This is a genomic window from Methanobrevibacter filiformis (genome assembly GCF_001639265.1).
Taxonomy (GTDB): Archaea; Methanobacteriota; Methanobacteria; order Methanobacteriales; family Methanobacteriaceae; genus Methanacia; species Methanacia filiformis.
The window spans coordinates 1-1,938 of sequence record NZ_LWMT01000133.1; the positions used below are offsets into that span (position 1 = coordinate 1).

A 1,938-nucleotide genomic window follows, 5' to 3' on the forward strand; every position below is an offset into this window, starting at 1 on the left:
TGGTGTTTGATGTGTTTTTCCACATTTCCTACATTTGTAAATTGTGGATTCTATTTTTTGATTTTTATTCAGATTTCTAAGACCATAATCATGTATTTTAAATGAGTCTGAACCACAACATTCACATTTAAAATCACTATTATCGATGTAACGACATTTAAGACTCCTACCTGTCATTTCTTCCAATGTTTGATGATATGTTGGGTCTACACGATTATCTAAGTATAATATTTCTTCTTCTATCACAACTCTCTTGGTACCATCAGTATTATATATTTTAACATTCAAATTATTACTTGGAGGAAGTTTGTTTTCTCTTTGCATAGATTTAACTATATTCTTCCTCCATTTAATTAATGTTATTATACTCACTTTTTTTTGAATTATACTGAACATTACATGTATATGTTGTACTTTTCATTGAATTTTTTCACTTGTTCACCCTGAAGTTTTTGACACAGTCTAAATATAGTGTTCCCCCACTGTTACCTGCAATATTTCCTGAAAATGTGGACCTTGCTAGTTTTAAGTCTTCACCTGTACGAATTGCACCTGCAGACCTAATAGCACAATTATTTAGAAAATCAGAGTTATCTATAATTGTAGAACCAAAAGAGTATATTGCTCCACCAGTATCTGCATTATTATCTTTAAAAGTAGAACCAGATATGTTAAAACTAACAATAAAATCAACTGGATCATGATAAATAGCTCCACCAGTATCTCCTGCAATATTACTTATGAATTTAGAATTTGTGATTGATAAATTTGATGCTCTTGAGAAAACAGCTCCACCATCAAGTGTAACATTATTATCTTCAAAGGTACAGTTTATTATGGTTGCTGTAGAGTTTCTACTATAAATTGCACCCGCACTTGGAGCTGAATTATTTTTAAAAATACAATCAATAACTTGATCAGTTCCAAAAGCTAAAGAAATTGCTCCACCTCTATTTAAAGCAAAATTATTTTCAAAAGAACAATTACGAATTGAAATATTTGTAACATGAGTATCAATGGCTCCTCCTTCAATATAATTATCAGACCCTGGATTAACGCCGTGATTATTAATAAAAATAGAATTCTCAATCACGGAATTTTCTCCGTCTTCAAATAAACCAATAGCACTACCACTTTCAGCTTCATTATCTTTAAAAAGACAATTATCCACATATATAGTATTAGTTGCTTTGATACATCCACCAGAAGAATGAGACTTCACATTTTTAAAATCAATATATTTAAAAGTCACATTTCGACCACTAACATCAAAAATAGTTACACCATTACCCCTACCATCAAAAACAGCATGATTATTCTTATTACCTATAAAAGCAACATTATTCACATCTACATCGATCCTATTACCATCCGAAAAATAAGTATTACTTCCTAAGTTAACAATGTCTCCTGAATTGAAAGAATTTTCAACATCAGTAAAAGAATTACCTGAAACCGTGACATTAGCACCATTAACAGAAGAAATCATTAGTGTAATAATGACCGTTAATACGAACAAAGCCAATAAATGCTTGTTTTTACTCTCATAATTTTTAAAAATTCTAAACATTCGTATTTCCTCATATAATCATTAATATAAAATATAAGACTATAACAACCATTAAAACTAAAAAAACTAAAAAAACTAAAAAAGTATCCCAATGGTTAGTGTATATAATTAAAATTATTTATAAACAACTATTTAAAGTTTGGCTAAATTGTATCTATTTAAACGAATAGATATATTGAACAATCTGAGAAAAAACAATAAGAATGTAAGAAATTGAGTTATAGAAGAATTGATGTTTTAAAGGAGATTATCCATAATTAAAATAAAGGTTTATGATTGTTGGATATGGTTTTAGATGTTTTTTAGTTTTTGTTTTAGTTTTTTAGTCTATTTTTTGTGTTTTAGTTTTAAACTTTTTTAATGTGTTT

General features: G+C 28.2%; 2 protein-coding genes. Both read right to left on the minus strand.

Annotated features, from left to right (window positions below; all coding sequences use genetic code 11):
• Positions 1–396 (minus strand): hypothetical protein (locus MBFIL_RS04180; RefSeq protein ID WP_211261709.1); only part of this gene is annotated, 396 nt, incomplete at its 3' end.
• Positions 397–430: 34 nt separating this feature from the next.
• Positions 431–1,570, minus strand: coding sequence for a hypothetical protein (locus tag MBFIL_RS04185; protein ID WP_066971783.1), 1,140 nt, complete (start codon positions 1,568–1,570; stop codon positions 431–433).
• Between the last annotated feature and the right edge of the window lie 368 nt (positions 1,571–1,938).